Origin of the sequence: Phormidium sp. FACHB-1136 (assembly GCF_014697375.1) — a bacterium.
Lineage (GTDB): Bacteria > Cyanobacteriota > Cyanobacteriia > Phormidesmidales > Phormidesmidaceae > Nodosilinea.
Genome location: NZ_JACJRS010000022.1, coordinates 1 through 26,716, shown reverse-complemented (window position 1 = coordinate 26,716; position 26,716 = coordinate 1). Strand labels below are relative to the sequence as shown.

General features: G+C 56.9%; 22 protein-coding genes and 1 pseudogene. 12 read left to right on the top strand and 11 right to left on the bottom strand.

The window, feature by feature from the left end; all coding sequences use genetic code 11:
• The first annotated feature begins 414 nt into the window (after positions 1-414).
• Together H6G62_RS08945 and H6G62_RS08940 are read left to right on the top strand one after the other, a co-directional pair.
• Entirely contained in the window at positions 415-4,209 is a 3,795-nt protein-coding gene (locus tag H6G62_RS08945; protein WP_190494219.1) for a calcium-binding protein, read from the top strand.
• A gap of 136 nt (positions 4,210-4,345) precedes the next feature.
• Entirely contained in the window at positions 4,346-4,903 is a 558-nt protein-coding gene (locus H6G62_RS08940; protein ID WP_242051903.1) for a hypothetical protein, read from the top strand.
• Between the two features lie 104 nt (positions 4,904-5,007).
• On the opposite strand, the gene H6G62_RS08935 is transcribed toward H6G62_RS08940, so the two are convergent.
• Positions 5,008-6,285, bottom strand: coding sequence for a cyclic nucleotide-binding domain-containing protein (locus H6G62_RS08935; protein ID WP_190494217.1), 1,278 nt, complete (start codon positions 6,283-6,285; stop codon positions 5,008-5,010).
• A gap of 94 nt (positions 6,286-6,379) precedes the next feature.
• On the opposite strand from H6G62_RS08935, the gene H6G62_RS08930 reads away from it, so the two are divergent.
• Positions 6,380-6,931 carry a hypothetical protein gene (locus tag H6G62_RS08930; protein ID WP_190494215.1) on the top strand — a complete coding sequence of 184 codons (552 nt, stop codon included), beginning with the start codon at positions 6,380-6,382 and terminating at the stop codon, positions 6,929-6,931.
• Between the two features lie 2 nt (positions 6,932-6,933).
• Here the strand turns inward: H6G62_RS08930 and H6G62_RS08925 are convergent, their stop codons facing one another.
• Positions 6,934-7,689: a COP23 domain-containing protein gene (locus H6G62_RS08925; RefSeq protein ID WP_199324853.1), complete on the bottom strand. Its 756-nt coding sequence runs from the start codon at positions 7,687-7,689 to the stop codon at positions 6,934-6,936.
• Between the two features lie 310 nt (positions 7,690-7,999).
• Here H6G62_RS08925 and H6G62_RS08920 point away from each other — a divergent pair, with 310 nt between their 5' ends.
• The gene (locus tag H6G62_RS08920) at positions 8,000-9,838 is read left to right on the top strand and encodes an RluA family pseudouridine synthase (protein WP_199324852.1); all 1,839 of its coding nucleotides are present in this window, start codon (positions 8,000-8,002) and stop codon (positions 9,836-9,838) included.
• A gap of 52 nt (positions 9,839-9,890) precedes the next feature.
• Here the strand turns inward: H6G62_RS08920 and H6G62_RS08915 are convergent, their stop codons facing one another.
• The 5 genes from H6G62_RS08915 to H6G62_RS08895 all read right to left on the bottom strand — a co-directional run bounded on the left by H6G62_RS08915 (position 9,891) and on the right by H6G62_RS08895 (position 14,600).
• Positions 9,891-10,817, bottom strand: coding sequence for a bile acid:sodium symporter family protein (locus H6G62_RS08915; RefSeq protein ID WP_190494213.1), 927 nt, complete (start codon positions 10,815-10,817; stop codon positions 9,891-9,893).
• 41 nt (positions 10,818-10,858) lie between these two features.
• On the bottom strand, positions 10,859-11,317 hold the full coding sequence (locus H6G62_RS08910) for a Fur family transcriptional regulator (protein ID WP_242051902.1): 459 nt from the start codon (positions 11,315-11,317) through the stop codon (positions 10,859-10,861).
• Between the two features lie 80 nt (positions 11,318-11,397).
• Positions 11,398-13,041: a hypothetical protein gene (locus H6G62_RS08905; protein WP_190494211.1), complete on the bottom strand. Its 1,644-nt coding sequence runs from the start codon at positions 13,039-13,041 to the stop codon at positions 11,398-11,400.
• Positions 13,042-13,116: 75 nt separating this feature from the next.
• Entirely contained in the window at positions 13,117-13,530 is a 414-nt protein-coding gene (locus tag H6G62_RS08900; protein WP_190494209.1) for a hypothetical protein, read from the bottom strand.
• Between the two features lie 128 nt (positions 13,531-13,658).
• Positions 13,659-14,600, bottom strand: a complete 942-nt coding sequence (locus H6G62_RS08895; protein WP_190494207.1) for a hypothetical protein — start codon at positions 14,598-14,600, stop codon at positions 13,659-13,661.
• Positions 14,601-14,792: 192 nt separating this feature from the next.
• Between H6G62_RS08895 and H6G62_RS08890 the strand changes: the two genes are divergently transcribed.
• The 4 genes from H6G62_RS08890 to H6G62_RS08875 all read left to right on the top strand — a co-directional run bounded on the left by H6G62_RS08890 (position 14,793) and on the right by H6G62_RS08875 (position 18,231).
• Positions 14,793-15,665: an MlaE family lipid ABC transporter permease subunit gene (locus H6G62_RS08890; RefSeq protein WP_190494205.1), complete on the top strand. Its 873-nt coding sequence runs from the start codon at positions 14,793-14,795 to the stop codon at positions 15,663-15,665.
• A gap of 145 nt (positions 15,666-15,810) precedes the next feature.
• Complete coding sequence (locus H6G62_RS08885; protein ID WP_190494203.1) at positions 15,811-16,572, top strand: fasciclin domain-containing protein; 762 nt, start codon at positions 15,811-15,813, stop codon at positions 16,570-16,572.
• A gap of 144 nt (positions 16,573-16,716) precedes the next feature.
• A complete protein-coding gene (locus H6G62_RS08880) occupies positions 16,717-17,349 on the top strand; it encodes a L,D-transpeptidase (RefSeq protein WP_190494201.1) in 633 nt (210 codons plus the stop codon).
• Between the two features lie 57 nt (positions 17,350-17,406).
• On the top strand, positions 17,407-18,231 hold the full coding sequence (locus H6G62_RS08875; RefSeq protein ID WP_347239319.1) for an aldo/keto reductase: 825 nt from the start codon (positions 17,407-17,409) through the stop codon (positions 18,229-18,231).
• 163 nt (positions 18,232-18,394) lie between these two features.
• Here the strand turns inward: H6G62_RS08875 and H6G62_RS08870 are convergent, their stop codons facing one another.
• Entirely contained in the window at positions 18,395-19,015 is a 621-nt protein-coding gene (locus H6G62_RS08870; RefSeq protein ID WP_190494199.1) for a hypothetical protein, read from the bottom strand.
• Positions 19,016-19,199: 184 nt separating this feature from the next.
• Between H6G62_RS08870 and H6G62_RS08865 the strand changes: the two genes are divergently transcribed.
• The gene (locus H6G62_RS08865) at positions 19,200-19,520 is read left to right on the top strand and encodes a hypothetical protein (RefSeq protein WP_347239318.1); all 321 of its coding nucleotides are present in this window, start codon (positions 19,200-19,202) and stop codon (positions 19,518-19,520) included.
• Between the two features lie 6 nt (positions 19,521-19,526).
• Here the strand turns inward: H6G62_RS08865 and H6G62_RS08860 are convergent, their stop codons facing one another.
• The 3 genes from H6G62_RS08860 to H6G62_RS08850 form a co-directional block, all read right to left on the bottom strand.
• The gene (locus H6G62_RS08860; RefSeq protein ID WP_190494197.1) at positions 19,527-21,242 is read right to left on the bottom strand and encodes a TolC family protein; all 1,716 of its coding nucleotides are present in this window, start codon (positions 21,240-21,242) and stop codon (positions 19,527-19,529) included.
• Between the two features lie 271 nt (positions 21,243-21,513).
• The gene (locus H6G62_RS08855) at positions 21,514-22,923 is read right to left on the bottom strand and encodes a TIGR03279 family radical SAM protein (RefSeq protein ID WP_190494195.1); all 1,410 of its coding nucleotides are present in this window, start codon (positions 22,921-22,923) and stop codon (positions 21,514-21,516) included.
• A 300-nt stretch (positions 22,924-23,223) separates the two neighbouring features.
• Entirely contained in the window at positions 23,224-24,069 is an 846-nt protein-coding gene (locus H6G62_RS08850) for an undecaprenyl-diphosphate phosphatase (RefSeq protein WP_242051905.1), read from the bottom strand.
• Between the two features lie 389 nt (positions 24,070-24,458).
• Between H6G62_RS08850 and H6G62_RS08845 the strand changes: the two genes are divergently transcribed.
• The 3 genes and pseudogenes from H6G62_RS08845 to H6G62_RS27755 all read left to right on the top strand — a co-directional run.
• The gene (locus H6G62_RS08845) at positions 24,459-25,211 is read left to right on the top strand and encodes a DUF3120 domain-containing protein (RefSeq protein WP_242051901.1); all 753 of its coding nucleotides are present in this window, start codon (positions 24,459-24,461) and stop codon (positions 25,209-25,211) included.
• A 203-nt stretch (positions 25,212-25,414) separates the two neighbouring features.
• Positions 25,415-26,410: an FHA domain-containing protein gene (locus H6G62_RS08840; RefSeq protein WP_190494193.1), complete on the top strand. Its 996-nt coding sequence runs from the start codon at positions 25,415-25,417 to the stop codon at positions 26,408-26,410.
• 196 nt (positions 26,411-26,606) lie between these two features.
• Positions 26,607-26,716, top strand: a pseudogene (locus H6G62_RS27755) (IS630 family transposase); the annotation flags it as partial.

The window sequence follows — 26,716 nt, the reverse complement described above, 5'->3', positions numbered from 1 at the left end:
ACTCTAGCCAAATCCTCCCTATCCACATTCACATTGGATCGGTATGAGTCGCTGTTGATAAAGCTCTCTTCATAAACGGGCATTTATAAAAAGATTCAGTAAATCCACATAGAAATCTGACCTTTACCTGACTTTTATCTGACCTTTGCACGACGACCATGCGGAAATTACGGATTTGGTTCTGCTACAGTTCGAGGTGGATATCAACCGTCTTCCGCGACCGAGCCGTCAGATCAGGTAAAAAGATGGCTACAGCGGCGGTTACTTTCAACCCGTGAGAACTGGGATCAGTAAAACTAGCGCTGTTTGAGCATGTCAGTAAGCTCGGTAATGGGATCTCGATTTTAATCTTGAGTAATTTCAGTAAGACTGAATTTCAAGTTTTAAAAGCTAAGTTTTTTATGGAGGATAAGCATGTCATTATCACAGCAAATTGACCAAGGGCTACAGAATCTTGAGGTGTTACTTAAAAGCCTAGACACTTCGTTAGGAAAGAATCCCAAGTTCTCTAAATTTGTTGAGGCAGTTAACGATGCAGAAGAGAAAATTACATCTTCTTCTAACGATGTACTCGTCAAACAAGCGCTTAGTAGTCTAGATAGTCAACTGGACTCTATTTTCGGTGTCCGCGACTACATTAGTGAAGGAAATGGTGAATTTAAATTCAAACTCAATGAAACTTTAAGGACAGGTTTTGATAAGGGTCTGCCAAATCTTCAGGGCGACTTTTATCTAGACTGGTCGCTGACCAACTCTTCTCAGACATCTGCTGGCTTTAAGAAAGTTCAGCTCGATCTTGGCTCTTTCTTTGATGATTTGATTGAACCTTTTTTCAAGCCTGTCTCTGACATATTGCGCCCTTTTGATCCCATTGTTAAAGTTCTAGGCACAAACATTCCTGGGCTGGACGATTTCGGCATTGAGATTAACCTTCTTACTCTCGCCAAAACATATGATAAGGAGATTGATACAGGACTGATAGATGCTATCAAGGCTTTCAAAGACATTACTGAAGCTGTGGAATCGGCTCAGACAGCTTCTAGTGGTTTCATTGATCTAGGTGAGTTTAGCCTCTCAGCAAATGGTAACATCATCAGCTCTTCAGCTTTTTCAAACAACCCACTCAAACAGCAAGGTCTAAATGAATTTATCCCTAAGATAAAATCTCTAACTGGGAATCGTTTCAGCTTACCCTTTCTTGAAACACCAACTACCGCATTTAATCTTTTTCTTGGCAAATCTGATGTCAAGCTGATCGAGTATTTGATTCCTGGCTTGAGTGCTGAATTTAAATATGAGCAGATAATTCCAATTCCAGTTCCAATTCCAGTTCCAATTTATGCTGAGCTTGGAGCAAAAATCAGTTTTGGAAGTCCTGGCTTAACGATTGGTTACGACTCTTTTGGTATTACTAGTAACAACTTGTTAAACGGGTTTTATCTTGATCGTAGTAAGGCAATCTTCAATCTTGACTCGGAACTTTACGCATCTGCTAACGTCGGGATAGAGAATGTTGCTAAAGCATCAGTAAAATTCGATGTTACGGGTGATGTTGAATTTTTTCTCCCCGGTCAAGGTTCACAGGTACGCTACGCTGAATTGTCTAACGGATTCAGTAGCGTTAATTTCAACGTAAAAGGTGAGGTTACCGCAGGATTAACTGGATATGCACAGCATATAACTTTGAATCCAGTCAAGGCTTTTCTAGGCGCTATTACAGGTGATTACGAAAAACTAGTTGAAAGATACGAATTTCCGTTTGGGCCGAGAATCAACATCTTTACTTTTGGCGGTAGCAGTGGAACAGAAAATGCTTCGCAGTTTAAGCCTAATCTAGCTACTTACGATTCGACATCTCGTGAACTGCGTCTCAATATGGGAGCAGAAAGTGATCGCGCGAAACGCAATGTAAATAAGGATGCAATTGATGAAGAGTTCACCGTCAATCCGAATTTGAGCGTATCTGCCTTCGGTCAACAAGATTCTCACAGCAACGTTGCCAAGATCGTCGCGTTTGCCGACACAGGTAATGACAAAATCATTGTTTCTGCTAATGTATCAGCCGAGTTACATGGTGGGATTGGCAACGACTATCTCAGTGGTGGCGATCAAGGTGATTTTCTTTACGGAGATAGTAATGATGACAAGCTGCTGGGAAATAAAGGCAGTGACGAACTTCGTGGCGGTGACAATGCAGATGAGCTTTACGGAGGTGATGGCGTTGATAAACTCTGGGGTGACAATGGTAACGATGTTCTGAACGGTGGTAATCAAGGCGACTTTCTCTATGGTGGAGAAGGTCGAGATATTTTGTATGGTGGTGACGCGGGAGAAGCCAGCAAAGATGGTGACGATTTTCTTGATGGTGGTGCAGGTAATGATCTACTAATTGGTGAAGCTGGAAGCGACACTATCGACGGCGGTAGTGATATTGATGTAGTGGCTTATCTCAACTCTCCCAAAGGAGTAGTGGTTAATATTGATGTAACCACTGGATATAGTCACCAGAGTTACTTCTTAGATTTAGAACCCTCATTTTCAATCGCAGCCGGAAAAGCGCAAGATGGTTACGGGACAATCGATACATTGTTGAATCTGGAAGGAATTCTTGGTTCTACCTTCAATGACATTCTGATCGGCAACAGCCAAAACAATGCTATTGCAGGATTGGCTGGCAATGACCTCCTCATCGGTAACGGCGGTGACGACACTCTGGATGGTGGCGATGGCATTGATACGGTCAGCTACCGTCGCTCATCTAATAGCTCCAACATTGGTGTATCGGTTGACCTTTCTCAAGGGACAGGATTTGATGGCATTGACGGACTTGATACGCTAAGAAACATTGAAAACATCATTGGTTCTCAGTTCGCTGATCGCCTCACCGGAGATAGCCAAGCCAACACGATCCTGGGTGGCAGTGGCAATGACATCATTGATGGGAAAGAGGGAAGTGACCGCCTCTTTGGGGAAAGCGGCAACGACGAAATCCACGGTGGCAGCGGCGACGACTACCTAGTTGGCGGCACTGGTTCCGGTTGGCCCTCCGATATTCTCGATGGCGGCAGTGGTAACGACACCGCTTCCTACATCACGGCCACTTCTGGTGTTGCGGCTAGCCTCATGGCTAAAAACGGCTGGATCGGCGATGCCACAGGCGACACATTCATCTCGATTGAAAACCTTGAAGGTTCTAACTACGACGACTTCCTGATTGGCGACGAAGGCAACAACGTTCTCACAGGCTTAGATGGCAACGATACCCTGCAAGGCGAAGATGGCAACGACCAACTCTTTGGCGGCATCGGTAAAGACATTTTACGTGGCGGACAGGGTGATGACTATCTGTACGGTGGCGACCACGACGATACCTTGGAAGGCGGCGAGGGCAACGACTACCTCGACGGCGGGATTGGAGACAACATTCTCAACGCAGGCGAGGGCAACAACTCTATCTTTGCGGCCAACGGCAACAACACAGTCTACGCGGGGTCGGGCACTGATTTCATCACCCTAGGCCATGGTAACAACGCCGTCTATGCCGGAGAAGGTAGGAGTTCCATTAGTCTAGGTAATGGAAATAATAAGGTGTATGGTGGCGCAAACGTTGACATCATCTTCGTCGGCAACGGCAATAATGAAATCTATGCCAGCGAAGGCGAAAACACCATTACCGCTGGCTCTGGCGACGACCTTATCTATGGCGGCTCTGTCGCAGACATCATTTACGCAGGTGCCGGAAGTAACCGCATCTTTGCTAGCGAAGGCAAAAATATTGTTGTCACCCAAGATGGTAACGATACTGTGTATGCAGGATCGGGACGCGACTTTATCTCAACTGGCGGTGGCGATGACCTCATCTACGCCAGCGAAGGTGACAACTTAATCCATGGAGGAACAGGCAACAACACCATTTACAGTGGCAGTGGCCGAGACCTCTTCATTCTTAACACTGGAGATGGATTTGATAGGATCAAGAACTTTGAAGTTGGTAAAGACAAACTCGGACTAGTTGAAGGACTGCAAATCGATCAACTGACTATTTCTCAAGTCTATAGTGGCAGCACCTTCTTCACCCAAATCAGCCTTGCTGGATCTGATGACATTCTTGCAAGACTTGATTGGACACAGGCAAATCAATTAACTGGAAACTCCTTCATGTCCAATCTACCTTCATCCACTAGTTCTCTTCTCGCTATGTTTGGCTAAGAGCTTGATTAGGTTGATTTTTAGCAAGCCTGGATGATCACTCAAGACGAGGAAGTGATAATCCAGGTCTTACTGCCTAAACGGTACTATTGGTGGAGTATGCCTTGAGTCGTGTTCCCCTACCAACGGCCTAACCATGCCCACCCTCACCTTTGCTTGGCTCCCTCGCCTCAGTGCTTTGGCCCTTAGTGTAGGGCTAATCGCTGGGTGCGAAACCTATCCCGCCACGGGCAACACCATCACCACGGGCACCTACGAAGCCATGGCCACCGTCACCTATACCTGGCAGGTGGAATATGCCCGCAGCTTTGACCAACAGCGCACCATTCGCCGAGAAACCTTTGAATCTACCAGTTTGGTCAATCGCAATGGGGTGCGCCCTGAAGGCGCGGTGACTGGCCCCGATGATGAGGGTCTGTGGTGGCCTGCCCTGCCGCCCCGTCCCACCGCCGATGAGCTAGAGGATCGTAAACAGGAATCTATGGAACGACGCACCGATCCCCTACTGCAAAAGGACGTGGATTACGCCATCACCTTTGACTACGATGGCCAGCGCCGCACCCTACCCACCAGCCGCAGCGTCTACCGCGAGGCCAGTCGTGCCTATGCCGACCAGCAGGCCCTCGAACTCACCTTTGGCCCAGCGGAACAAAGCATTGGAGCGGCCCGTCGCATCGCCAGCTTTGATCGCTAGGAAGTCTGGTAGACATTCGCTAGGAAGTTCGGCAGAAATGCGTAGCACAACCAACGTAGCCGTCTCCATGACAAGCCGGAGGGTTGTCCTCCATTCTGCCTGACCTACCGGAAGGCGGGGGAGGCCATCCAGAAGCTAATCAGGAACCCGGCAATGGTGGAAAAGGTGACCGAGCCGCCGCCCATTTCGTAGGCTTCGGGCATCATGGTGCTGGCGACCATGGCGAGGATGGCACCGCCAGCGGTGGCCTGGGCCACATCCACCATCCAGGGGGAGATCACACCCACCATCAGGCTACCCAGGAGGGCCATGAGGCCACTGAGCAATACGGCCCCAGCCCACAGGCCAAGGATGCGTTTGGAGGAGGTGCCCGCGTGCTTCATGCCCAGGGAACTGGACATGGCTTCGGGGATGTTGGAAATAAACACCGCCAGCAAAAAAGACCCGCCCACGTGCCCCATCCCAGCATTAAAACCAATTACCAGGGCTTCGGGGATATTGTCGATCAGGGTGCCTACCAGAATGGCCAGGGGGGCCGAGCTTTGGGCCAGTTCCTTAAACTGCTGCTCGGAGATGGGGATATCCACCTCCACACTGTCTAGCACTCGCTGCCGCCAGTGGTCGTCCTCAGCGGGCTTGAAGCGGGCAGTGGATTGGGTAGTTTCTCGCAGCCGTCGGGCCAAAATCCGGCTGAGGCCGCTGGCCATTTGGGGGGAATGGGTGAGCATGGCGTCAAAATCTACCTTGCCCAGTTCGTACAGTTCCATAGGTGTCTTGGCGATCACCGTGGCCGATCGTTCCTCCCCGGTCAGCAGGGCCATTTCCCCGAACATTTCCCCCGCCCCCAGCTCCGCCATCAGTTTGGAGCCTTTGTAAATTTCGGCATCGCCATCCACAATCAAAAACATGGCATTGCCCGGTGCCCCCTCCCGGCAAAGAATTGTCCCTGGCTCCACGAAAAGGGGCTTGAGCAGCGGGATAATCGCCTGCATTTCCGAGGGGGAAAGGCTGTGGAGCATCTCGATGTGCTCCACCCGGTCTAGCACCTCGGAGGCTTCCTCCTGGCGATGGTGATACAAAAAGCGGCGAGAAGAGGAGGGGTGCCGGATAAATCCGCCCTGGTTGTCGATGTAGTTGACAATCACTGTGAACAGGGTGCCCCCCAGGGCAAAGCCCGCCACGAGGGGCCAAAAGCCGCTGCTTTGAAAAACAGGCAGGGTGATATCAAAGGCAATGGCGGAGATAAGGGTACCGCTGCCAAAGGCCATAATTGCTGCGGTAAAGGCTCGTCCGGGCTGCCAGCCAATGCCCAAAATGGCCCCCACCAAAAGGCTAGAGGCAGCAAGTAACCCTTGGGTCAGGGCAGTTAAGGGAGCACTCATTGGCGAGATTCACAGGGCTGTATCAAGATTACTCCAGAACGCCCCGCTTCCTGGCACACTAGAGCCTAGGATTTTATTGGTTTTTTAACTTGCCATGAATCGTTTATCCCAACGATTGCCCCGTCCAAACCTGCGCCCGAACGCCAACATCCTGTCCGGTCGTCGTCGCCGGAGTTCGGGGGCAGGGTTTGTGCTGATCTGTGCGTTGATCTACGGTCTGGCGGGCTTTTTGGTAACGGCCCTGCCCCCAGCACCCTGGCTGTGGCCCCTGGTTGTGGTCGCCCTAGGGTTGCACCTATGGGCGATTTCCCTAGTGGCAGCAGGGGATCGGGGTTGGTCGGCCCGCCTGGGGTCAGGCATCCTCCAACTGCTTGCCGCCCTGGGGCTTGTCCTGCCCCTAGCCGTGGCCATGAACTACCTCGGCAGCGACCAGATCGATGACATCACCATCCCCAGCACCCTGGGTCAGGTGATTCTCTGTAGCTTAGGGGCGGTGGCGGTGGCCCTGGCTTGTCGGTGGGCCACAACCCGACTCGGCGATCACCTGATCCGCCGTTTGTCCCTCCGTCAGATGCGCAGCGTGTTGGCTCTGGTGGGGATGATGGGCCTCACCCTGGGCGGTGCGGCTGGCATGTTGATGCCCTAGGATTAGCGGAAGCTATCGGGGTTGAGGGGGCGTCCACCCGCTGGCTGCGGAGACACGGATCCTCCCCCCGTCAGCCTTGCCCCAGTGCCACCATCGGAGGGGGCGAGGAAGGGCCGTAGGTAAATGCCACCGCCGCTCACCGTGGATCCCGAACTGCCCGATGGCTGACCCAGAATAGTGCCAATCTGGTCGAGAATATTGTTGCGGTTACCGTCTACCAGGGTGTTGACGCCCTCGGTGGTGCGGCCCTGGTCAGCGCTGGCGAGGTTGCCAAACACTTGGTCTCGGGTGAGGACAGGATCCTGCCCAGGCGGCACCGTGAAGACAATGCGGCAACCGGGCACCGATTCGGTGGTGACGCAGACGGTGTTGTAACCGTTTTCCAGACCCGTATCCAGGGTGAGCAGCCCATCGGGCCGATAGGACTCTAGGCGGGCGCTAATGGCTTCGCAGCGGCGCTGGGCAGGCCATGCGGTGCCCATGTCTTGGGGCACCGCCCAGGGATACCTCTGTCCGGGCTGGTTGTTGGGGGCATACATGACCGTGGGACGGCCATTATGCATTTGACAGGCAAAGAAGGACGCCGCCGTTTCCTCTGTGGCCGGGGGATCGCCCTCTGCTGTGGGTTCAGGGGCAGGGATGGCGGGTTCATCGGCCTGGGCCAAGGGAGCGAGGCTACTTCCGGTGGCTAGGGTAAGCATCGCGACGCTAGCGCCAACGGTAAGGCGTTTTGACCAAGGGTGTGTGAGGATGGCCATGGGGTTTACTCTCCTGTAAAGGGCTACGACAAATCTCGATGACGGCAAATATCCGGCTAATGGCAAATACATCCTTTTTCTAGAACACCCAGATTGATAGCCCAAGGTGTCATTGTGTTAGAGAACTTGACATACTGGCTCTCCCCGCGATAGCTGGGAACCTACGATAGCTAGCAACGGTTTGATGCGGTTGGGGCAAAGCCGTGGTTCGGCCCCATCTCGCTAAGTCCAGATGCCCCAGTTCCAAAGACCCAGTTCTAAAAGATGGTCTACTGTGATGGAAGACAGTCGTGATCATTGTGGCGTTCCGATGAAAGGTTGTCTGTATCCCTTATCGGCCTTTGTGGCGGCGGTTCCGGCCCAGCCCGATGTCTGGGATTACCGCTACGAAGGCCGCTGTCCTCGTACGGGATATGACTACCATCTCCCCCGCACAACCCTGGCCAAAGTCGCCGCCCAGGGGTTAATGGATGCCCTCGCCACCGACCCCCAAGCCTTGGGTGAAGGCAAAATGTACGGCGTACTGTTGGTGAAAAGTCCTGGCCTGAGTGCCCCTGAATGGGATAGCCCTCACCCTAAATCCCTCTCTCACGGGGAGAGAGACTTTGAAGAAGATCGCTTCCGGTCCCCCTCTCCCCGTGGGAGAGGGGCTGGGGGTGAGGGCCAGCTTGAACGTCAAATCGGCGTCCTAAAAGCCTTCTCTGGATTGTGGCGGGGGCAGGCCCATCGTCCGGGGTGGGTGCCGCCGATTCCGGGTCGAGAGCAAGTCGCCCTTCAAGAAGCCCAAACCCTCGACCAGTTGCACCGCATCAAAACCCGTCTACATACCCTGCAAACCCTACCAGAGCGGGAGACCTACGCTCGTCTAGGCGCGAACTTTGACCAACAGCGTCAAGCGTTGAACCAACGCCATCAGCAACGGCGGGAAGATCGGGCACAGCAACGACAGCACCTGATGGCCACCCTCAGCGGTGAGGCATTAGCGACGGCCCTAGCGGATTTGGATCAAGCCAGTCGGGGCGACAAGGCCGAAAAGCGCGACTTCAAGCGAAACCGGGCCGCAGCGTTGGATGCCCTCGCCGCAACAATTCAGGCAGCGGATGCTGAAAGGCAAACTCTAAAATGGCAGCGACGGGCCTTGTCTCAAAAACTTCAGGCGGATATGCACGCGGCCTATCGGCTTACCAACTTTGCCGGAGATTCTCTCACCCTGGCAGACATTCAAGCCCTAGAACAGCCCAGCGGCCTACCCACAGGCACGGGGGATTGCTGCGCCCCCAAACTCTTGCACTATGCGGCTCAGCACGGCTTACAACCCCTGGCCCTGGCAGAATTTTGGTGGGGGCCACCGTTGGGAGATCGGCAATCTGGCCACTTTTATGGAGCCTGCGAGGAACGCTGTCAGCCGATTTTGGGGTTTCTGCTGGCGGGGCTGTCGGCGGGTTCTGTGGCTAGATCTGTTTCTGGATGCGCCCCGACCTCTATTCCGGTCCCTGTGAATTGGGATGTCCCGATTGTTTATCGAGACAACTGGCTAGTGGTGGTGGATAAGCCCGCTGGGCTGCTGTCGGTGCCCGGTCGCTACGGGGATCGGCAAGATAGTGTGTTGTCTCGGCTGCGGTTGGCCTTGCCAGATGGGGACAACCTCCAGCCCGTACACCGTTTGGATCAGGCCACCTCTGGAATTCTCGTGTTGGCCCGCACCGCCGATAGTCACCGCTACCTCAGCCAGCAGTTTGCCCAGCGTCAGGTCAAAAAAGTCTATGAAGCGCTGCTAGAAGGACGCCTCACCCAGACGAGCGGCTGGATTGGCCTCCCCCTTAGCCCCGACCCCCACAACTCACCTCGGCAGCGGGTGGATTGGCACCAGGGCAAGCCTAGCCAAACCTACTTTGACATGCTGGCTCAAGGCGATGACCTTACCCGTGTTGAGTTCATTCCCCACACCGGACGCACCCATCAACTGCGGGTTCATGCCGCCCATCCCCAGGGGCTCAATGCGCCGATTCGAGGAGATGCCCTTTATGGCCAAGGCCAATACTCCGAGGAGGCCGAGTCCCAACGGCTCCATCTCCATGCCAAAGCCCTGACGATCCTCCATCCTCACCACAAAACCTCCCTGACCTTCACCGCCCCAGTGCCCTTTTGAGACCCAGTGCCCTTTTGAGAAAGGAGTCGTAGAAAAGACCCAGCGCCCCACCTCACAACCCTTTGCGTTCCCCAACGGGATCGCCATCCCCGATGGCGATGGGGGCGGCGGTGACCGGGCGGCGTTTGCTTTTCCAGGTGGCAAAGGCGAGGCCCGTGGCAAACATCAGCAAACTATAGATGGCGGCAGGGATGGCCATGCTGGGCTGATTCAGAAACAGGGGCGAACTGGCCAGAGCGATGGCTAGGGTGCCGTTCTGCAACCCCACTTCGACGGTGATAGCCGTACCGCTGGCCTCATCCAAACCAGCCGCACGGGACAGCCCATAGCCCAGCCCCATGGCCGCTAGGTTGAGCAATAGCATGACGCCCCCCACCTGCACGAAGAAATTCAGGAGGTTAGCCCGTTGTTGAATCAGCAGTCCGGCAATGATCACCCCTAGCAAAAACAGCGATAGCCATTTAACGCCCCGCTCAATCTGGGCCGCTGTGTGGGGGCGATAGTGGTTGACCACCATCCCCAACCCCACCGGAATGATGGTGATGACGGCAATTTGGAGAACGGTGGCAACCAAGGGCAGTTGCAGCGCGGTGGTTGATCCTAAAAAGCGCCCCATCGCCAGATTGACCACCAGGGGAATGGTAAACACCGTGATCACGCTGCTGAGGGCGGTGAGGGAGATGGAAAGGGCCACATTCCCCCGTGCTAGGTAGGTGATGACATTCGAGGTTGGCCCCCCTGGGCAGGCCGTCAGCAGCACCAGACCCACCGCGAGTTCCGGCTGGAGGGGCATCACCGAGGCCAGCAGAAAGCCCAGCAGGGGCAGCATCACCAACTGAGCCACCGATCCAACGATGACGGGCTTGGGATAGACCACCACCCGCCTAAAATCTGAACCCCGCAGCCCCAGCCCCATACCCAGCATGACCGCAAATAGGGCCAGGGGCAAAAAAACGGTCGTTAACGCACTGGATTCCATGATTCTTCCCTACCGTGATTGCAGGCAGTGTAGCGGTTCCCCTAGCGGGCCGCAGCGGTTTTAGTGCCAAAAAAATCAATCCGGTAGTCGGTGATGGAAACCCCCGTTTGGGCCTCAATGTGCTGGATCAGTTCCGCTGGCAGCACCACGTTGACATCAATAATCTCTTCGGTATCCAGGCAGTTGACATGGCTATGGGAACGGCTGCTGTGGCCATAGAGCCGCCCATCGGCCCGCTCCACACATTCAATAATGCCCTGCTCCGAGAGGGCATCGAGGTTTTGGTAGACCGAGGTATGGCCAATCTCGCGCCCCTGCTGGTTCAGGCGATGGTAGATTTCGCGGGCCGACAAATGCCCCTGCTGCTGCCAAAGGAGTTCCAAAATGTAGCGCCGCTGACGGCTCAGCCGCATTCCCAAGGCCTGACACCGATCTAGGGCATCCTCCAGGGAAGTGATGGGCAGGGGAGAAGGGACGGGCGCATCCATGGCAAAGGGCATAAATCGTACTCAGTACCACTTTACCAAAACTCTCAGCGGCAGAGTCTTCCCCTGGCCTAGCCACATGGTTCGGCCTTGTGTTAGTGGGTCAACGCGGCGGGAGATTCTGGCTCAGCCCGGTTCTCCCCATCACCCGCTGGGGTTGGGGCTTCTGGGTCAGATTTTGGTGGGTCAGGTAGCTCTGAGTTAGAAGATTCCGCATCAGACGGTTCTGGGTCAGAAGCCCATGCATCAGACGGTTTTGAATCAGGAGATTCTGCGGCAGGCCGTTCTGCATTAGATGGCCCTGTATCAGATCGCCCTGCGCTAGGAGATTCTGCCTCAGACAGTTCTGTGTCAGGTGGTTCTGTGCCAGGTTGCTCTGGATTAGGCGATTCTGGGTTAGGCGATTCTGGGTTAGGCAATTCTGGAACCGTCAACTCCGAATTAATGGGTGCTGGATCGGTTCGGTTTGCCTCGGCGGCTTCTGCGACGACTGGGGTTAGGGTAGCAGCCACAGCATTCAAGGGCTGTTCCTCATCCAGGGAGAATCTCACCGGGAGGGTATCGGGCGCGGGCTCCGGTTCTGGCAGCGGTTCTGGCGGTGGGGCAGCGGCTAGCACGTCAGGGGGGGCAATGGTGACCAGGGTGGGGCTAAGGTGGAAGGTCGGATGTTCCTGGCGATAGGCTTCTAGGGCGCGGGCAATGGCATCGGTGCGGCGGCGTTGGTCGCGGGTGATGCTGGCTTCGGTGTTGCCCAAGCCGGGGGCATTCCAGCGGCCCGTGTTGGGGTTAATGTACGACCGGGTGCGGGCCACGACGATGGCCTCCGTGCCCTCCAAACCCCAGGTTTTCACCTCCGCCAGCCGTTCGATGTAGCCCACCCGCCCAATGGCCGCCAAGGGCGACTGGTTGGCGAGGTCAATACCGTTGAGGGTTTCCTCCAGGGTTAGGGTCATGCCTCGGTTCAAGGCCCGCCGTTCTAGCACCTCCGTTTGGGATTGCAGCCGTTGTAGCTGCTTGCGATCCGCCTCCTCTGCCGAGGCCGCGCCATGCTGGTAGGAGAAGGTGCCCAGGTTCCAGGCCCGGTTGCCGGGATCGGTGTGGCCGTAGTAGGCGGTGGTAATGTCACCCTTGGCGGTGCGAGTTCCCTCGGCACTGCCCACAGTACGGGCCACCAACGACTGACTACCGCCCTCAAACAGGGTAGACAGCACCGGGGCTGGAGGGGCCGTCGCAGGAGGGGGGGCCACCTCGGATCGAGCGACCGTGGCTACGGTATCAGCGGTGGAATCTAACCTAAAGCTGACAATCACGTCGTCGGTCTTGGGTTCTGGCTCAGGGGAGATAGCCGCCACGGGATCCGGCGGCGGCGCATCGGGCGCTGGGGCCGCAACAACCGCCGGATCGGGGGGTAGCCGGGGAGGCACCGGAGGCAGCACATCGGCGGCACGATGGCCCTGATCCAGCGCTACGGCCACCGCCTGTCGGTTCACACCAGCGGGCAGTTGGCTGGGGGAATGAAACCGCATGGGCGGACGGGTGCCATGGGCCGGAATGGGCAGGGGGCGATGCTCTGGGGCAACGGGGGGAAGGGTAGTCTCTAGGGCGGGTTCGGGCGGCGGCGGCGGTTTGGGCAAGGCCGGAGGATCAAAGCTGAGGATAAAGTCCTCCGCTTGGGCTGGGGCCAGACCAACCCAAAACACCAAAGCACCCGTAGCGAGTAGAAATAGAAGCAGTTTCATGCTGGAGGGATGGGAATTTGGCAATCTGTAGGGTGAGCAACGCCCACCACCGGAACACGCTTTGCAGCCGTTACCCTAATTCACCTTGAACCGATACCCAGCATACTCATCCCCTTCGTAAAGGAGGATCAGTTGAGTGGTGGGGTCAAAGGCTAGGGGGTAGATCTCACGCTCAGACTTCACTCCGGCCCGCACCTCCATGGAAGCCAAACGGCAGTAGGGTTCAGACACAACCTTGCGCACGTTTTCCTTCGTGTCGCGCTCTGGGATGGTCAGCAACTTGGCCAGTTGGTCGCGGCTGAGGCGGGCATCGCTACGAATGATGGCTTCGCAGGTTTCCGTGGAAGCAGCGGTGGAGGTCGAACGGCTGGGAATGAGGGATTGGCCCTGACCCAGCACAACGACGGCTAACAGCAGCGCACCTCCGGCCATGAGGGGCTTTATCAAGGGTGCCGTGGGGGAATCGAGGGGGGGACGAGTGGACAGCATGGGGGGTTCCTTAAGGTCTAAAATCTCTAAACGCTTTAGCGAAATCTCTAGTGCCCCTGGCGTGAGGGCAGGGTATGAGGGCAGGACGCTGTAAACACTTGGTCAGGGAGTAGCTCCGGGAAGCTGCCTTAGATCAGATAGCCTCCAATGAACAGCCCACCCAGGGCTAGGCCCACACGGCTGATCAGGTTGATATCCGGCGAGGGCGGCAGAATGGCCCGGTATAACGTCAGGGCAAGACTGGCGAGACAGGCCACCACCGCCACCAGGCCCAGGCTCGGCACTACCATGAGCAACCCTTGAAGGGTCAAGCGGCCGACCACCCCGGCCCCGGCCCAAAGCATGGCTTCGGAGGTGGAGGGGGCTGGATAGGGTTCCAGTGCGGAGCCCTGGCCTAGGGAAGGTCGGCTAACCCAGAAGGGAATGGCCGAGACCAGCCTATGCCCTAGGCGATGCAGAGCGGGCCACAGCCTAGGCGACGGGTTGGATGCTCGACGGCGACCCTGGGGGGCACCGTAGGTATGGCGCAGGTGATCGGCCAGGGCGTGGGCCGCTTGGGCCGGATGGGGATCCACCGGGCGATAGCTCAGCACCACCCGTCCGGTCTCGTCTAGGCTGGCCCAGGCGGTCACGGCTTGGTCGAAACGGATGGCAGGTGGGTGAGGATAGGCGGCAGTGGGGTCGGCGGCTAGGGCATCGGATTGCTGCTGAACCCACTGCATTTCGGCAATGGCCTGCTCCTGCTCTAGGGAGAGATCGTTAATGCGTTGGGCCATCATCGCCATTCGTCGTCGATAGGCGGCTGGGGTCATCCGGCGATCCGGGACCGAGGCCCGCGTTCGTGGTTGGCCCGCCATAGGTTGGCCCGTCATGGGATTGGGGACACTTCCCGCTTGCCGAGATCGTCGCTGTAGCATATCTACCGTTTCTGCGGCTCGCACGGCGGTACTGTGTACCCTAACCCCATGGGGCGTTGGCCAATCAATCGGAACCTGAGCGGGCAGATTTTCCATCTCCCCCCGCTGGCGCAGGAGCTTGGCTTGGATGGCCTGAAAGGCTTGGGCGTCCATGGCAGCAAATAGAACAAGAGAACTATATACAAATGTACTATAAATTTTGCCGATGACAACCCCTAGCAGCGGTAGTCAAGAAAAGATCTATAAAATCAATCTGTCCAGCGACCTCAAAATCAGGCGTAAATGCCAAGTAGTGGTCAGCCGTAGTCAGCCCCACTTGCCCAGCGTTCATGAGCACCCTCCATCATGGTTAAAGTCCCGTTTCCCCAAGCCTGGGATGGCCATCGTAATGGCCACCGCCTTCCTGTCTCCCAGCCCCCCCAACCCTGGCTAGCGACCGAACCCACCACAGGGGTGCGGCAGCGATCCTGGCTGTATCACTCGGTCATGGCCTGTTTTTTGGGAGGGCAGGTGCTGATGCGCATTTTGCAGGGGCGGGTGGATCGCCAGAGCACCCTGGCCCAGATGGCGCTGGTTGGTCCCGGCACCCTCATGCCCGTGCTAATGATTAATCTCTTTGCAGGCATGATCTTTACCATTCAAACTGCCCGCGAACTGGATCGCTTTGGGGCGACCTTTGCCCTGGGGGGTGCCTTTGCCCTGGCCTTTTGTCGAGAACTGGCCCCCCTACTAACGGCAGCGGTGCTGGCGGGGCAGGTGGGTACGGCCTTTGCCGCCGAAATTGGCTGTATGAAAGTCACAGACCAGATTGACGCCCTCAAAATGCTGCAAACTTGCCCCATCAACTACCTCGTGGTGCCTAGGGTGGTGGCTTGCTGCATCATGCTGCCCGCCCTTACGGTGCTGGGCATGGTGTTGGGCATTTTGGCTGGGGCAGCCATTGCCGATCATCTCTATCAGGTGCCCGCCCAACAGTTCCTAGAATCCGTGCGATCCTTGCTGATGCTGGAGGATTTGATCGCGGTGTTAGTGAAGTCGGTTCTGTTTGGGGCCATGGTGGGTTTGGTGGGCTGCACCTGGGGGCTTACCACAACCTGTAGTCAGTCCGTGGGCCGATCCGCCACCGCCGCCGTCGTGACCACCTGGGTGGGGCTGTTTATGGTGGATTTTTTCCTGTCGCTGCTGCTCTTTGAGGGGGCAGGCGTGGCCCTCCATTAACCCCCCCACCGGGATGATCGCAGACCGGGGCTTGCCGTCAAAGATGTTACCAGTAGCAGACTAAAAAGATGTCTTGCCCCCAGAAAGTGTATTAAGATCAGCCTTAACCTCGTGTGTTTTGCAAAACTTTACAATTTTAGACCCCATGCGCAACCCTACTACTCAAAAGCTTCTTTCTGCCCTGCTGAGCTTAGCGGGTCTGGGAACGTTCGCCGCTGCTCCGGCCCTAGCAGAGGAACTGCGCTTCACCTCAGCCGGGGCTAATGCCGGATCGGTAGAACTGGCCGATATGCACATGACACCAACGGGCGACGCAATGGGCAACACCATTGTGGATGTGGCCGCTGGGAATGATGCTTTTAGCACCCTGGTCACCGCCGTAGAAGCCGCCGACTTGGTGGAGGCGCTGTCTGGGGAAGGCCCATTCACTGTTTTTGCCCCCACGAACGATGCCTTTGCCGCCCTGCCAACCGATGTGCTAGAAGCTCTACTGCTTCCCGAAAACCAAGACCTGCTGACAGAGGTGCTCGCCTACCACGTCGTTCCCGATACCGTAACTTCCTCCGGCCTGCGTAGTCCTCGCGATCTGGAAACGCTAAACGGGCCTGTGCGTGTACGGTCTCGCCAGGACGAAATCATCGTTAACGATGCCAACGTGATTCTGGCCGATGTCGAGGCTAGCAATGGAGTTATTCACGCCATCGATGCGGTGCTCATCCCCGATGGACTGGTGGAAACCCTGACCGCCCGTATGGCGGAAGCCGAAGTTGTTGAGGAAGTCGTTCCCCCCACCACGACCACGACCACCACGACCACGACCACGACTACGGCTCCCACCACGACCACGGCTCCCACCACGACCACGACGAGCACTACTCCAGTCCAGCCTGTGCAAGGTCTCTGGTAAAAGTCGCTGGTCATTGCTTAGCGATAACCGATGTATCCGTTCCCTAGCCCGTTCTGGGCTAGGGCAGCATGAATAGACCAATCTTTGGTATGCCCTCCACCCCTTCGTATATCCCTAGTAGCCACCCAAAGGACCCTAGCGGGGATGACCCACAGGATAGCCCCTTCCCTCCAGACCATTGCTGTAAAAACCCCAGGTTCACGGGCAATCTGGCCCTGGAGTTGGGTGTTTAGCTTAGCGGTGGCCGCGTTAGGCATTGCCCCCGGAGCGACCCTCGCGTCCCCATCGGCGCTGCCCTTGGCGGTGTCTCCAGATCCGGTTGCTCCTGCCCTATCGGGGCCACCGCTCGGCCTACCAGAGGACTACCTTCCCGACGCCCCCAAGCCGCTTGCTACCCACGTTGTCCTGCGCCTGGGGGAAAAGCGGGTGTATGTGTATGGCGGCGAAACCGTCCTAGACAGCTACCCTGTCGCCATTGGTGCCCCGGCCACCCCCACCCCCACTGGGGAGTACCAAATTTTTCAGATGATTGTCGATCCCGTGTGGCAAAGCCCCTGGACAGGGGAAATCCACGAACCCGGCCCCAATAGCGCCCTGGGCCTACGCTGGATTGGTTTTTTGACCCTAGACAACGGCATTATTGGCTTCCACGGTACGCCGACGGTGTCCTCCATTGGGCAGGCCGCTTCCAACGGGTGTGTGCGGCTGCGCAATGAGGACGTGGTGGCCCTCTTTAATCACGTTCAGATGGGGATGAGGGTGGTAGTAACGCCCTAGCGTCCCTGGCGGCTTCAGGGCATAATAGCCCCACTACATTGACAGGAGGCGCTGGCCATGGAGACTCGCCTGTTGGGCACTACGACGATTGCCATTAGCCCGATCATTCTGGGCACCTGGCAAGCGGGAAAAAAGGGCTGGGTAAATATCGACGATCAAACCATCATCCACGCCATGCAGGCGGCCCTAGAGGCAGGTATCACTACCTTTGACACCGCTGAGATTTACGGCGATGGCTACTCCGAGGAATTGGTGGGACAGGCTCTCGCAGATCGGCGGGATCGAGTGGTGTTGGCAACTAAGGTGTTTCCTACCCACCTGCGCTTTCACCAGGTGATTGAAGCCTGCGAGCAATCCCTCCGGCGGCTGCAAACGGAGGTGATTGATCTCTACCAAATCCACTGGCCCTCTGGTTCCTTTGGTAGTGAGGAGGTGCCCATTGGCGAAACCATGGCGGCGATGAACCATCTCAAGGAACAGGGCAAAATCCGAGCCATTGGCGTATCTAATTTTTCTCGGCAGCAGATCGAGGAGGCCGCCCAGCATGGCCGCATCGATAGCCTTCAGCCGCCCTATTCCCTCTTTTGGCGCGGGGTCGAAACCGATCAGTTGCCCTACTGCATTGAACACAAGCTGACGGTGATGGCCTATTCTTCCCTGGCCCAGGGGTTGCTAACCGGGAAGTTTGACGCCGCCCACCGCTTCCCCGAAGACGATATTCGCAGCAAAAACAAGCTGTTTCGCCCGCCCCTCTACGACACCGCCCTCGCCGCCCTGGCCGAACTGCACCCCATCGCCCATCGCCACCGCGCCACCATTGGTAACCTAGCTTTGGCTTGGCTGTTGGCCCAGCCCCAAACCACCGTCATCGTGGGGGCGTAACGCGGTTCAGGCCCAGGAAAACGCGAAAGCCGCTGATATCCATCTATCGGCCCAAGATCTGGCCGACATCGATGCCATTAGCCGCACCGTCACGGACTACGTTGATCCTGACCCGGTGATGTGGACGTTTGGCGGTTAGCCCCCTAACCTGGACGCGGCAACCCTACTGGCATTCCAGCGAATCAAAGACTTGATCGACATTGGCAGCGGCACTGTCGCCATGGGCCAAAATCCAAACAAACTGGGTGCGGCGGTTGTAGTCTACGGTTGCCATGAGGCTGGTTACTGCGTAGATGGCTTGATCCGCCTGGTATTCGCCCGTCTGCACTATCGCGGCAACAGTCGTGTCGCAGAGGGGACGTTCCTCGATGGTGGGCAAGGAAAACTGATAGGTCTCATCGCCCACCATGCCCTCCTGAAAAGACTCGATGAAACTGGACTGATCCGCCGAACTTTGCAGATAGCTGGGTAATCGCCCCATGGTTAGCAACACCGAGGGCGGCGTATCGGTGCTGGTCACTTGAATAATCTGCATCCCAAACATCGTCATGTCCATCACGCCTTCACTTTCCCCAGGGATGGTGAAGGTAAACGGAGCCTGATCGGTCTTCACCCCGTCGGGGCCAACCGCGAACTGTACGGTGCGGCCAATCAGCAACACGAGGGCCACTAGGGCAGCGGTAGACAGCACGAGGCAACCGCCACAACCCAGGGCTACCCAGAGCCAGGGGCCTTTTGCAGGGGTAGAGTCCGGTGGGGGCGGAGAATTGGACTGGGGGGCCATGGAGCGTTCCTCCAGGAATGGGCTATGTCCATCATACCCAAGGCGACAACGGGGCTTTCCAGATCGATTCTTGCCCTTCCTTGCCCTTCCTGTCCTTCTCCCGCTCCACAACTCACCGAAGGGTCTTCGGAAAAATCCTTGCGGCAAGGGTTGGATGAGGGGGGATAATGCCAGAGAACATGGTGTGACAGAGCGAACAGTGAAATACTTTTTTCTTTCCGATGGTTGGGTAACGGGTCGGGTTTGGGAATTTGGTGGACTGTGGAACGAGCGGGCTTGGCAGCGCAAACCTCACCTTCGTCGCCTCAATTTAGCCATTCACGAACAGGGGGAAACCCTATGGCTGTATCAAGTTGAAGAGGCGGTGTTGATGGTGGAGGTGAAGCTCGATAACGACAGTGAATCCGCCTTTAACCAGGTGGTGCTAAAACGGTTGATGACCGCTGAACAGGTGATTGAGCGCCTCTGTGCCGATCAGGCCACCTCGGCGACCGACCCCATCTAACCCCATCTAACGGGTGAGGGGGCTGAGGTTGCTCACGGCCCGTTCTAGGCGGGCTAGGGCACGGTTATACTCCAACTGGGCGCGCACTAGGTTGCCCTCGGCTTGGGTGAGTTCGCTAGTGGCGCTGAGCACGTCGGTTTGGGTGCCGACCCCAGCCTCAAAGCGCAAATTCGCCAGCCGGAGGGCTTGTTGCGCCTGGTTGACGGCAATAGTGGCCGTATTGATGTTGGCCTGATTGGCTTGCAGGGTGTAGTAAGCCTCCTCCACCTGACCCCGAATGGTGTTGCGGATATTCTCAAACTCAAATTCGTCGATGCGAATATCAAGTTCGCTCTGAGCGGCCCGCGCTTGGGTGCCGCCGCCATCGTAAAGCCGCCAAGCCAACTGCGCCCCTAGGGAAAAGCCATCATTGGTGCTGGTGGGTACGCCCTCTGGCGTAATCAGCAGGGCTTGAAAATTGTACTGGGCAAACAGCCCCACATTGGGCCGAGTGCGGGCTAATGTGACCTGACGCTGGGCTTCGTTGAATTCCCGCTCGACGAGGAACTGCTCTAGTTCGCCCCGGTTTTGGTAGGCCAGCACAATGCTTTCCTCCAGGCTCAGGGGCCAAGTGCCCTGAATCTCCACCCCTAGGGTCGTGAGGTTAATCGAGGGAGGGACGTTCAGGCGGCGGGCCAGTTGGCGCTGGGCAATGTCCCGCTGGCTCTGGGCTTGGGTAATATTTTGGCGGGCATTGGCCACCTGCACCTCGGCCCGCAGCACATCAAACCGGGTGCCCACCCCCACCTGTTCCCGCAGTTGGGTAATGCGTAGGTTGTCCTCCGCCTCTTGCAGAAAGGCTTGGTTGATGCGAATTTGCTCGCTGGCCTCTTGGACGGCGTAGTAGTCGGTGATGGTATTCAGTCGCAGTTCCACCTGGGTGCGTTCCACCTGAAGCATGGCTAACCGCACCTGTTCTTCGGCGGCCCGAATACGCGCCGCCCGTTCCCCGGACACCCCCAGGTCATAGTCGGTACGGATACCGCTATTCAGGCGGGTGGCGGTGTTGCCCAGCCCTAGGCCAAAGTTAGTTTGATCGGTCACCTCCAGGGTGGCATTGAGGTCGGCAGTGGGCAACCGGAGCGCCTGCTCGGCCCGCAGTCCCTCATAGCTACGCTCAAGCTGAAGCTGGGCGATACGCAATTCCTCGCTGTTACGGTAGGCCAGTTCAATGGCCGTTTCTAAGGAAATGGGCTGGGTACCGACAATTTCCACCTCGGCGGGCCGGGTTTGCAACTGGAGGGGGTTGGGGTGGGGGTTGAGATAGTCGAGGTCGGCTTCTGTTCGGGCCGGGAAAGCGGTGGTTCCTGAGCCAGTCGGGTCGGGAGCGACTTCGGCCTCGGTTTCAGGATCACCATCGGGGGCGACGGAACCGGGATCATCCGAAGTTGGATCAATCCCCCCTTCTTGCAGCGGTAGGGTCTCTCTTTCCTCTGATTCTGTGGGTGTTGCCGCTGCTGGATCTGAAGGACTCGGATCCTCAGTCGCAACATCCTGGGCTAGGGTGGCTGATTGCTCCTCTGGCTGGAGATCGGGAGGCTCTGGGGCAGAACTCGCTATGGAGCGATCTGCCGTTGAGGGATCTAGGGAGATAGCCTGGGCTGCAACGGGCAACGTAGGCCAGGAAAGGGCAGCCGTCCCCAAACCCAACAGGATTAAGCGACGACAATACGAGTCACGCATATACACCACAGGCCACCGCAACGACAAACTTGAACACTGCACTCGAACGAGAACCGTAGTCAGAACCCCAGGGATCTGACCCGACCCTCCAGTGTTTTAGCATATCGACACTTAGCCTGATGGGAAAGCCATTTTCCCCGTGACCTATCCTAGGGTAGAGATCCAGGGGAAATCCTCGAAACATTTGCGAACTATTCCTCGCAGATGAGTCCAAAAATCTCCCCAGGCAAACCGTATCATCCAAACCAGAAAGATGCCCCCGCGCCAACCCCTAGGATGGAGCCCAGTAGCCGATGGCAGGTTGCAGATTGGTGTAGGACGCCTTGGGCACCACGCCGCAGCAGATTTTGACGAGGGCATCGGTGTCTTCAATGGGCAAAATCGGCACCTTGAAGCGCTGCCCCACCTCCGCGACGCTCACATCGTCCAAAAAGAGGGTGTCTTCGGGTTGGCCACTGTCGCTGGACTTCAGCATCACCGTGGGCAACAGTAGGGCATCACCCAGATCCTTCCCATCCAGCCCCGCCATCAGGTCTTGCCCGGTCAACAGTCCGGTCACGGTGAGGTCGCGGCCCCAATAGTCGCTGGCTAGGGCGACAAGCTGCACGGTGAGGTCTTCCACCTGGTTGAGCCGATCCACAATGGGCTGGAAGGCGTGCTCCACGGCATTTCCTACGACCCAGGTGAGGGTGCGGGGCGGGTGAACGGCATCGGGCAGATAGTTGCTGGCGGAATCTGCAAACTGGGTGAGGAATTGCCGAATGGAGCCAACACCGTTGTCCAGTTGGGGATAGTCTTCGTAGTCGTCGGCACTGGGCACTTCCTGGTTGGCCAGCAGGTACCATTCGTCTGCCAGCCACGCAAAGCGGGTACCAAACTGGGCCAAAAATTCTGCCTGCATGGCCTCCACCTGGGCAATGGTAGCCGCAGCCTGATCGGCGGTGACGGGCGTTAGCTCATCCTGGGGCGGACGGAATCGGGTCAACCCCACGGGCACCACCGCCACGGAGGTAACGGCGGGGATATCGCCCTGGTGGAAGCGGGCCAAATCCCGCAGGGTGGTCATTAGGTGGTCGCCATCGTTAATGCCGGGACACACCACCACCTGGGCGTGAATTTGCAAACGCTGGGCTTGGAACCAGGCCAGTTGTTCCAGAATTTGGCCCGCCCGTGGGTTTTTCAGCAGCCGAGATCGCACCTCCGGCTCCGTGGCATGAACCGATACATAGAGGGGCGACAGTCGCAGTTGGGCAATGCGCTCCCACTCCTGGGGCAGCAGGTTGGTGAGGGTGAGGTAGCTGCCGTAGAGAAAGCTGAGGCGATAGTCGTCGTCCTTCAGGTAAAGGGTTTCCCGCTTGCCGGGAGGCTGTTGGTCAATAAAGCAGAAAGGACAGGCATTGTTGCATTGGATCAGCCCGTCAAATAACGCCGTTTCAAACTCTAGCCCCAGGTCGGCATCAATGTCCTTTTCAAGCTCGACGCGGTGGGTCTTGCCGTCGCGGTCGATCACCTCCAGGGTCAGTTCCTCATCGGCGCAAAGGAAGCGGTAGTCAATCAAGTCTCTAGGGTACTGGTCGTTGATGGAAACGAGAGCATCACCGGGCTCAAATCCCAACTCCTCGGCAATGGAGCCAGGGATAACGCGGGAAATGCGAGCCGGACGAATTGCGGATGCAGCCATGGCTTTAAGGAACCCCCATCAAACAGGATGAAGCAGATCGAGTACATGCCTTCCACCAGGATAAGGGCTTGGGCTTGGGGCCACCCCCTGGTCAGAACCATTTGTTACTGAGTATGCCCGCCTAGGCACCCGCTAACCTACTTTCCGGCTGCACGATGCGGCCCAGGGCGCTGAAACCTAGGCTCCTAGGCCACATCAGCCAGGTAACAATTCCTATCAGCTTGCCACGTCGCTGGCACTTGGCGGGGATGTCCCTAGCAGTTGGTGTCGCTGGAGGAAGCTTAATATCGCTGGGGATTGCTAGATGTTCTGCATCTTGCCCGTGGCGAGGGCCAGCAAAATGGCGGCACCAAAGGCGAGACGATACCACACAAACACCCAGGTGCTGTGCTGTTTGAGGAAACGCAGCAGCCAAAAAATCGCCAGGTAGGACGATACCACAGCCGCCAGCAGTCCCGCCAGCAGTGGCCCCAGACCCACGTTGCCTAGGCCGCTGTCTAGCAGTCCCTTCAGTTCCACCAGCCCCGCTAGGGTAATGGCGGGCACCCCCAGCAGGAAGGAGAACCGCGCCGCCGTCGCCCGCTCTAGGCCCATAAACAGCCCCGCCGTCAGGGTCGATCCGGATCGCGACACACCGGGGATCAACGCTAGGGCTTGGGCGAAACCCATCATTACGCCGTCCTTGAGATCCAACTGGTCAAAGGTGCGCTGCCGCTGGCCCACCATTTCCGCCGCCGCCAACAACAAGGCCATCCCAATGGACACGACGGCAATGGTGGCGCTATTTCTCAGGGGGGAATTGTCAAAGTCGGGAATGAAGACCTTAATCAACAGCCCGCCTACCACAATGGGCAGGGTGCCCACCAAAATGCCCAGGCCCAGGCGAAAATCCGGGGCGTCAAACTTGCGGTCTAGGGTGGCCCGCACGGTGCCCACGGTGACTTGGCGCAGGTCATCCCAGAAGTACCAGAGAATGGCCGCAATGCTGCCCAACTGGATCACCGCCGTGAAGGCCACCCCTGGATCGCCCCAGCCCAGCACCACCGGGATCATCTTGACGTGGGCGGTGCTGCTAATCGGCAGAAATTCCGTCAACCCCTGCACCAGACCGATCACCATGGCCTGGAAGACCGTTATCGTTTCCATCACCGCCGGGTTATCCGCCTGGGCCAGGGGCAAGCTGGGCAAAAAAGCACCCAGAACGTCTCCAGGTACCGTGCCTAGTTGAGGAATAAAGTCGGTGGCGAGGGCCATTAAGGTCATAGGAATTACTCAGGTCAATACTAATAAATTACGGGCAGCATCAATTACGGACAACACTAGGGGTGTTGTTGGGCATTGTAGGGGGAGATGGGCCGTCTTCCTCCTAGATGCCGTTTGGCGAAGCCTTAGCCTGATGACCTTACCCTAGGGCGTCTCCCGACTCAGGTTATCTATCAACCCAAACCCATATCCAGGGCAGAGGCAATGCTGAGGAAAAGCTTAAACCTTTGGAAATCTTGCCATTCTCGGGCCATCCCCCCTAGGGGCATGTTATGTTACAACTAGTTAAGTTGCCTCTAAGGTTTCCATTGAGTCTCTCCTCCGGCCTTACCCCGACCAAAAGCCTAATTCTGTGGCTCTCAGCGGCCCAGGGTTGGCTCAGTCGCTCCCACCAACAGCTACAGGTTTTTGGGGCGGCCATGGGCCTCGTAATTTTACCAGTTTTTTTTCAAGCGCCCCTAGTGCGCTACTTTCCCTGGGTTAGCCTTGCGATGACGCCCCTATGGCTGGGGTTAGGGGCCAAGCTGATGAAGCGTCCTCAATGGGAAGTATGGGGTGATTTAATCGTAGGCTTTGGCTGGATTTGGCTGACCGGAACCCTCTACTGGGGATGGTGCCGCTGGGAACCTGTGATGCACCTGCCCATTGAAGCCCTGGGAATGCCCATCGCCGTTCTGTGCCTGTACTACGGCAGCGGACGGGTGGGCAGCTACTTTTTCCTGGGTTCTCTACTCGGTACCGCTATCACCGATCTCTACATTAACTGGATGCACCTGTTCCCCGTGTGGCGGCAACTCATGGAGGTGGAACCCGATGTGGCTCCGGTGGTGCTGCGGGCGGCGGCGGTGGCCCTAGAAACCGACGTGGCGGCTTGTCGGGCGGTGGTGCTGGCCATCTTTCTGCTGGTAGCGACAGCCATTGCCCTATTTACCTCCCGACAGTTGGCCTGGTGGGCCTTTGGTGGTGCCGTTCTTAGCACGTTGATTGTGGACGGTTTGTTTTTCTTCAGCGCCATGCTGGCTTAGCGGATCCTGGCGCTACCCTACGATTCTGACCTTTGGCGACGGTGGGACAGGGTATCATAGACCCTAAACCCTTGTGTTGAGAATCATTCGCTGTCGGAGCTAGATGGGCGACTTAGTTGCACAATAGCTCTATAGCCCAGTGGCTTAGGCCATCTGTTAGGGTTAACGATGTCAACACGATAGTGAATGGCGCTTTAGTTGCGGTGAATACCCCTGAATCTGGCCCCTACCTCACCCTCAAAACCAATGCTGGCTCGCGCTATTTATCCCTAGCAGGGCTTCACCGTTGGACGGTGGGCCGTAGTGATGACAACAATTTGGTATTGCCCGACCGATGGATCTCTCGCAACCATGCCATGCTCCAGGGCATGGACAATGGCTCCTTTTACCTGATTGATTTGGGGAGTCGCAATGGCACCTTCATCAACGGGCGACGGGTGAGTGTCCCGGTTACCCTTCAGGATGGCGACCAGATTATTTTTGGGCAGACGGAAATTAGCTTCTCGAACCCCAAGGATTTGGCCCAGGGGACGGACTCAACGGCGACCTCCAAAGCAGCATCTGACCAAGAATCAACCGCTACGGCCATGCTGCATGTACGGCGGCTGATCTCGGTGATGGTGGTGGATATTCGCGACTTCACCGGATTAACCCGCCAGTCCGACGAGAAAATTCTCTCCGAGGCCATTGGCACCTGGTTTCGACGGGCGGGGGAAATTCTTACCCAGTACGGCAGCGGGGTGGATAAATACATCGGTGACGCTGTCATGGCGGTGTGGGTACATGGCCCAGAGGGGGCTAGCTCCGTCGAGATGCGACGCATTCTCCAGTCGGTGAATACCCTAGCCACCATGACCAGTTGCCTCCATGAGCAGTTTCCCCTGCCCTTCCCCCTGCGGATTGGAGCCGGACTGAATACGGGCTATGCCATGGTGGGGAATACGGGATCCGCCAATCGGCCCGATTACACAGCCCTGGGCGACACCGTCAACGCCGCCTTTCGCCTCGAATCCTCCACCAAGCAGCTAGGGATTGACCTAGCCATGGGTGAAACCACCTACGAGTCCCTCCAATCCCTGGGGGCTAGCGAAACCTACTTTCAGCGCCATACGGTGCTCTTGAAGGGCTACGACAACCCCATTACCGTCCACGGTGGCACCTTTGCCAGCCTGAATCATTTTTTGGTGCAGCACAAATAATGGAGCATTGTGGGCTGTGGCAGAGGGCCAGGGATGGGCTAGACCACCAAGAACCGTTGCAGGAATCCAATATAACTGCAAGAGCAATGTTAGAGAGTCTTTAACTGCTGTGAAATCACAAGCGCCTAGAGATTGTATTGCAGCCCGGAGACTGATTAGGACAGAATAGGGATGTTGTTTCCGCCCCTGAACCCCGATGCCTGCCCCCTACAGTGTGGATTTAAGAGTAAAGGCCGTTGCCGCAGTTGACCGAGGTGAGCGCAAGATCCACGTCGCTCGTGTCTTGCAGATCAGTCGCAATACGTT